Source organism: Rodentibacter mrazii, from assembly GCF_001998825.1.
Taxonomy (GTDB): domain Bacteria; phylum Pseudomonadota; class Gammaproteobacteria; order Enterobacterales; family Pasteurellaceae; genus Rodentibacter; species Rodentibacter mrazii.
In genome coordinates this window covers 1-5,717 of record NZ_MLHG01000105.1, presented here as the reverse complement: position 1 = coordinate 5,717, position 5,717 = coordinate 1, and the positions used below count along the sequence as shown (strand labels likewise).

Here is a 5,717-nt window from a genome sequence, read left to right as displayed (position 1 = left end):
GGATTTTAAATCCCTTGTGTACATCATGACGAGTAATAAAGCTATTTATTTAGACCAATGCAATGCACCTAGCCAATACATCCTGATCCATCCACTAACGCCTTGTGGATGGATCAGATCTTACATAAAAATACTAGTTTGTAAAGCCTGAATAATCAAACTCACAATAAATTTGTGTATTCCCTAATTGACTCTATATCATCTTCGATATAGGTCAAGGTAACCTTGATATCCTTATGACCAAGAAGCTGTTTAGCAATATATAAATTCTCAGGCTTTTTCATTAAATTTGTAGCTGCGGTGTGTCTAAACCTATGAGGTGAACTGGTTACTCCAGTATATTTTGATATAACCTTGAAGATATAGCTTACCTGATCTACTGTCATCTCCTTTCCTTTTCGTTTAACTGCTCTCGAAAATAAATTTATATTGAAGAGTTGTGCGTACTCAGGTTGTTTGAGCTTCTTCAATTCGTTTATTAATCTATCTAAGTAAGGATAAAGTGCGGTTGAAATTGGCAGTACATGATACTCGTGGTTCTTGTTTATTTCCGGGGAAATATGAATAACCCGATTTACTAAATCTACATCTTGAATTCTCAATTTATTTAGTTGAGCACGGCGAATTGCTGTATAGCGAAATGTCATAATCAATGCTTTTGTAAACCAAACCGGGCGCAAAATATCAGGAAGATATTTTGACTCTTTGATTCCAAAACTTAGTCTTTCCAAATCCGAGAAGGTATATGTTTTTCTCTTTCGCTTTCCTTCCCTAATAAATAGAGCATTAAAAGGGTTCTGAGTAAATGACAGTAGCTGTCTTTCTATACCAAATTTGAAAATGGTTTTCAGCTGCCTAATATAGCTATTCCACGTTACTTCAATGATTGATTTCCCGACAACACGCTTTCTCCATTGAAGAAGCTGTAATTCTGATACCTCATCCGGATACTTAAAATCACAATTATTCTGCAATTGTCGAATAGCTTTTTCATAACTTTTTATCGTATCTATACGTAGATGTTTGTACAAAAAAATTTATCAAGTAATGCATCAAATGTAATTCTATTCACTGTCATTCTCCTGAATAAGTGATAAATGCAAATTATCAATTAGAACCCTATTACCGAAAAAATAATCGGTTTTATCAATCAAATACCCAATCAATTGAGAGGTTTTTCTTGGTCCAATAACCTTACAACGCCAAAAATTAACACTATCATTATTTGATTGATGGTATCTCTTGTGTAATTTAAGATCTTGGAAACTATATTGCAAACTTTCAATATCTTTCTTAGTAAAATCAGTGATACCTTTACTATTAAAAAACATCTGAAATATTCCGGGTGTCACAAGAAATAATTGTCCTTTAACAATATGCAATTTCGCACTCACATTATTCATAGTAAGTGTATTTCCTGTAATCCCGGCTTTCAGCCATTCGACAAACGATTCACCGGAAATATCTACTCTTTCTTTAGGAACTCCTGAAACAGTTTTAGTTACTTCAATATCTGTTACAGATTCATTAGCAGATGGAGCACTTAGACTCTTCTGCCCTTCTAATTGTTCCTGATGTTCTTGATGCTCTTGGGGCTGCTCTGTTGGAGAAAATAAGTCCATCACTAAGTCCACCATATCCGTTGTTTTTTCGGGTTTCGTATCTACCTCGGTATTTTGAGAAAGCACATTTTCAAATGAAGACTCCATACTTTCCGGAGAAATCATATGACTCGTCTCAGACTCTATAACATTGGAAACAGCCTCTATTTTTGAGTTTTCAGTTGAGTCTGAAACACTTTCATTTTCAATATCAACACTCCCTAAAAATACCTCCGGTCTATCACTAAGGTTTTCCCAGGCAATCTCCGGTTTTATTCTTAATAAAGAAAATGCTTTAGGAGGACACCAACCTGAATTAGCTTTAATCCGACAGTGCCAAATTGCGGTACCGTCACTTGTGCTTTCAATAATGCCTAGTGATTGCATCTCATTAAATAATTTAGGATTATCTGCCGGCGCAGAAATACCCTGTTCTAAAAGATAAGCTCTGATTTGATCAGCTGTTGGTTTACTCATCAACCATAACGCCTCATCTGTTAGCCAACCATCTGCCGGTCCCTTAGGAGTATTAATTTTAAATTTATGTTGCAATAAATGACGTAAAGCCATCACGATTTGCTTCGCAAATGAGGTTCCCGGTTTCTGAACCAGTTTCGATACATCTCCACCTAATGCAAGGGTTACGCTATTTTGGTCTGCTTTTTGTACTATTTCCGAAAGAAGTCCCGATTTATCTTTATGATCTGCCATAGCATACATTAATGAGGAGAAGGCTTCCGGGTATCCCGCTAACCATTCAAATGCCTCTTTAGGTATTAAATAACCGGCAAGATAACTCCCCATGACAGGATGTAATTCATAATCCCGTCCTTTAACATATTTAAATTTGTATGGTTGGGTTGGAGTGCCTAACCAGGGAAACCATCTTGTCCCATCCTTTAACTGAATTTCTATATCAACTATAACTTTTCCAATATCATGTACAAGTGCAGCATAAATCACCGCTGCGGTCCAAGCATCACGTTGTCTTGATTGTTCTTCCGGTGCTGCATTTTGTGGTAAAACATAACTTTGTCGAAGTTTTGCAGCAAATGATAGCACCTCTAATCCGTGATCTAACATTCCCCCTAAATGGCTATGATGATGAGATTCTGAGGCGGGCAGTAATTGGACCATTTCGGCATACCGCTCAATCGGTTTTTTATAGAGTTCGTTGTACATATCTTGCGTCATAGAAACCTGTTGCCAAATTAAATTTAAGTATTTTTGGCGTAAATCGGAATCAAGCAATTCTGACGCGGGGAAAGGCGTTACCCAGCCATCACTATCAACTTTTGATATTGAAAGATTTTGATTTTCTAAATTTGAAATAACCTCAAGGGAATCCTGTTTTTTCCCTTTTAACCTATTGAAAATTGACGACAGCATAAATCAATGACTCGTTATGTTACATTTTTTGAAAAGAGTATTGATTTATAAGATAACCTCAATGAATAAATCACTTTAAATAGAAGATAGATGTTAATGCTATCTTGAGCCTTTTAGAAAAAGCCTTTTGGCCTTTTCAGGTAAGACCTTTCCCTTGGGAAAGGTTACCTTTATAGCATTACCCTTAATCCCGTTAGGGATTCCCTTAACCTTTTGGCTTTTTTGGTGTATGATGCTCAAAGGATCTATTCTCATTAACTGGAGGAAAATATGATATTTAAAGAACCTGGATATGATGAGTTTTTAGCAAAAAAAATAGCTAAAGGTCGTGCAGAGTTAGAGGCTGGAAAAGGTATCCCGTTAGAAGAAGCCAAAGCACGCGTACAGGCGACTATTGAGAAAACAGTTAAAGAATTAGATGAGTTTGAACGCTCGGTAGTGTATGCATAAATCGATCATTATTTCTCCTGAAGCGTTGAATGATATAGAAGAATGTGTGCGACAGGCAATTATTTATACGGGTTTCGAGATGACAGGAATCCGTTTACATGAAAAAATTTTTGACAAAATTGAATCAATAGGGTTTATGCCCAAAGCTATTGGTCGCCCAAGAGAGGATGGTTCTAGAGAAGCCTTTATTCGTGGGTATCGTATCGTTTATGAAGAAAAAGATAATCACATATTGATTGTGGCTGTCATTCACTCAAGTAGATTATATCCTCGGCCAGAATTAGAACAGATGCCTTAATTTAGACTTCAATCTCATTTGTTAGTTGAAATGTGTATTTAATACACTCAGAGTGCAATTAATTTTTTTATCAATAAATAGAGAGATAAATATGAAATTCAGATCGTTTCTCGAATCATTCCTGGTAGCATTACCTTTAACTTTAACAACAATGTTCTCTCAAGCTGATAATACTGCACTTAGAACAGTCAAAAGTGAATATACTGCAGTTGAAACTGTAGAAAAAATTAAAAATGCAGTGACCGAAAAAGGTATGAAAGTCTTTACTGTTATTGATCATCAAGCAGCTGCTAAAGAAGCCGGGTTAGCTATGCCATTTTCGAGCGTGGTGATTTTTGGTGCACCAAAAGCAGGAACACCAATGATGATTACCAGCCCAACTTTAGCTATTGATTTACCAATTAAGGCTCTTGTTTGGGAAAACAAAGCCGGTGAAGTGTTTGTGAGCTTAAACGATACTGATACTATTGGTAAAAAACATGGTTTAACCGAAGAGGTATATAGTAAGTTAAAAGGCGCAGAAAAATTAATTCCAAGTGTTGTAACAGAAAAGTAATTGATTGAGAGTTCTAGGTAGGGCTAGAAAAACAATGGGGAGCTTGTTACTCCCCATTGTTTTTTGTCTACCCTTATTCCCCATCCATTTCATCTAACGTATCATAATCGCTGTTATCAACTTCATCTGCTTTATCTTCTGCCTCATTATTATTGTCATCATCATTTAATTCTGACTCTAAGGCTTGTTTATCAGCTTCACTTAAAAATTTCCAATAATTACAAATTAACTCATTCTCACCATATCTCTCCCATACGCCGGGATAATAATATTCTGCCTCAACATGACAAATCCCCCCCTCATGTGGTTCTCGTATATTTGCAACAACATCAATACCTTGAATTACTGTAACGCATAAAATGAAAAATTGGCAATATTTCATAGTTTCTATCATCATTCCTGAGTTTTGCTAATTCTAAATATACCGTTTACAACTGAGTAGCATTATCTAGAAACTCTCTTAAAAATAGAAACAGATTTTTAATGATGATGCTGAGTTAAATATCTACTATTTTGTCCAGAAACTTTGAGTAACATTTTTAGACAGTCTAAAAAACACTAAAGTGTAAGTTTTTAGACAAGTCTTAGAGGCTAGTCCAAAAAATTTTAAGTTTTGAATACCACGAGGATTTAAATCAATGGGCGTTAGATTACGAATGAGAATTTTTGTCCGAGATAACTTATCAGGATTAAATGATAAAGATGTAGAATCTTTAACCGACTTAATTTTGAACGCAATCGGATATTCACCTAGATTTTTTATGTCAGTGTCAGAAATAGATAAATTTGAAAATAGATTCAAAGATAAATTTTCTGAAATATTCAAAGAACATAAAACTATGACAAGATATGATTTCTTCTTAATAAAAAAGAAGATTGAATCTGAATCAGTTTTATTGAAAGCGTAAATTTTAAGTTTTGAATAGGAGAAAACATGGAAACTACAACATCTTTGATTCTACTCGGAATCGCTGTTTTTCTACTTGGTATAGGCAATATAATCTTAACAAGAAGAGTAAGTAAACTTGAAAATGACCTTGCCGAACTAAAAAACTCACAGTAATAACATTAAGTTTTGAAAAAAGGAGGAAAAGTGAGCAATTCATTATTCAGATTCTTTGGAGATTTTCAATTTAGAATGTTTTCATTTATCAACATTTTTTCGGCTACTGGATTTTGTGCTATATCCTTATCTTTGGCGTTATCGGAAAAATCTAAACCACTTATTGAAGTTTTCCTAGATTTTCTTCTTTTTTACAACCCCGCTATTGGCTTACTGACATTAGTTACTTATTTTTCCGGTAAGACTAAATTAGAGATATTGCTTTTTTGTGAATTAGTTGTATTACTAGCCTTAATATATTTAGGAGTTTAGATATGCAAATACTTTTTTTAATATTTTATCTTAGCCTTACTTTTATTG

The 5,717-nt window shown here is 34.6% G+C and carries 9 protein-coding genes; 6 read left to right on the top strand and 3 right to left on the bottom strand.

The features are described from left to right. Window positions 1-161 precede the first annotated feature (161 nt). Together BKK47_RS11755 and mobH are read right to left on the bottom strand one after the other, a co-directional pair. On the bottom strand, window positions 162-983 hold the full coding sequence (locus BKK47_RS11755) for a tyrosine-type recombinase/integrase (protein WP_167366182.1): 822 nt from the start codon (window positions 981-983) through the stop codon (window positions 162-164). An 81-nt stretch (window positions 984-1,064) separates the two neighbouring features. Beyond that, window positions 1,065-2,990, bottom strand: coding sequence for a MobH family relaxase (mobH, locus tag BKK47_RS11750; RefSeq protein WP_077495009.1), 1,926 nt, complete (start codon window positions 2,988-2,990; stop codon window positions 1,065-1,067). Between the two features lie 270 nt (window positions 2,991-3,260). Between mobH and BKK47_RS11745 the strand changes: the two genes are divergently transcribed. From BKK47_RS11745 to BKK47_RS11735, 3 genes are all read left to right on the top strand, one after another. Then, complete coding sequence (locus BKK47_RS11745; protein ID WP_077495008.1) at window positions 3,261-3,440, top strand: hypothetical protein; 180 nt, start codon at window positions 3,261-3,263, stop codon at window positions 3,438-3,440. Continuing rightward, window positions 3,433-3,738, top strand: a complete 306-nt coding sequence (locus BKK47_RS11740; protein WP_077495007.1) for a type II toxin-antitoxin system RelE/ParE family toxin — start codon at window positions 3,433-3,435, stop codon at window positions 3,736-3,738. Before BKK47_RS11745 ends, BKK47_RS11740 begins: the two co-directional genes overlap by 8 nt. Before the next feature lie 91 nt (window positions 3,739-3,829). Beyond that, a complete protein-coding gene (locus BKK47_RS11735; RefSeq protein ID WP_077495006.1) occupies window positions 3,830-4,294 on the top strand; it encodes a DUF302 domain-containing protein in 465 nt (154 codons plus the stop codon). Between the two features lie 73 nt (window positions 4,295-4,367). On the opposite strand, the gene BKK47_RS11730 is transcribed toward BKK47_RS11735, so the two are convergent. Next, window positions 4,368-4,691: a hypothetical protein gene (locus tag BKK47_RS11730; RefSeq protein WP_244149144.1), complete on the bottom strand. Its 324-nt coding sequence runs from the start codon at window positions 4,689-4,691 to the stop codon at window positions 4,368-4,370. Window positions 4,692-4,932: 241 nt separating this feature from the next. Between BKK47_RS11730 and BKK47_RS11725 the strand changes: the two genes are divergently transcribed. From BKK47_RS11725 to BKK47_RS11720, 3 genes are read left to right on the top strand one after another with little or no spacing between them, the layout of a single operon-like run. Further along, window positions 4,933-5,202, top strand: coding sequence for a hypothetical protein (locus BKK47_RS11725; RefSeq protein ID WP_077495004.1), 270 nt, complete (start codon window positions 4,933-4,935; stop codon window positions 5,200-5,202). A 26-nt stretch (window positions 5,203-5,228) separates the two neighbouring features. Further along, window positions 5,229-5,357, top strand: coding sequence for a hypothetical protein (locus tag BKK47_RS12800; protein WP_279626187.1), 129 nt, complete (start codon window positions 5,229-5,231; stop codon window positions 5,355-5,357). A gap of 30 nt (window positions 5,358-5,387) precedes the next feature. Beyond that, entirely contained in the window at window positions 5,388-5,669 is a 282-nt protein-coding gene (locus tag BKK47_RS11720) for a hypothetical protein (RefSeq protein ID WP_077495003.1), read from the top strand. The last annotated feature ends 48 nt before the right edge of the window (window positions 5,670-5,717 follow it).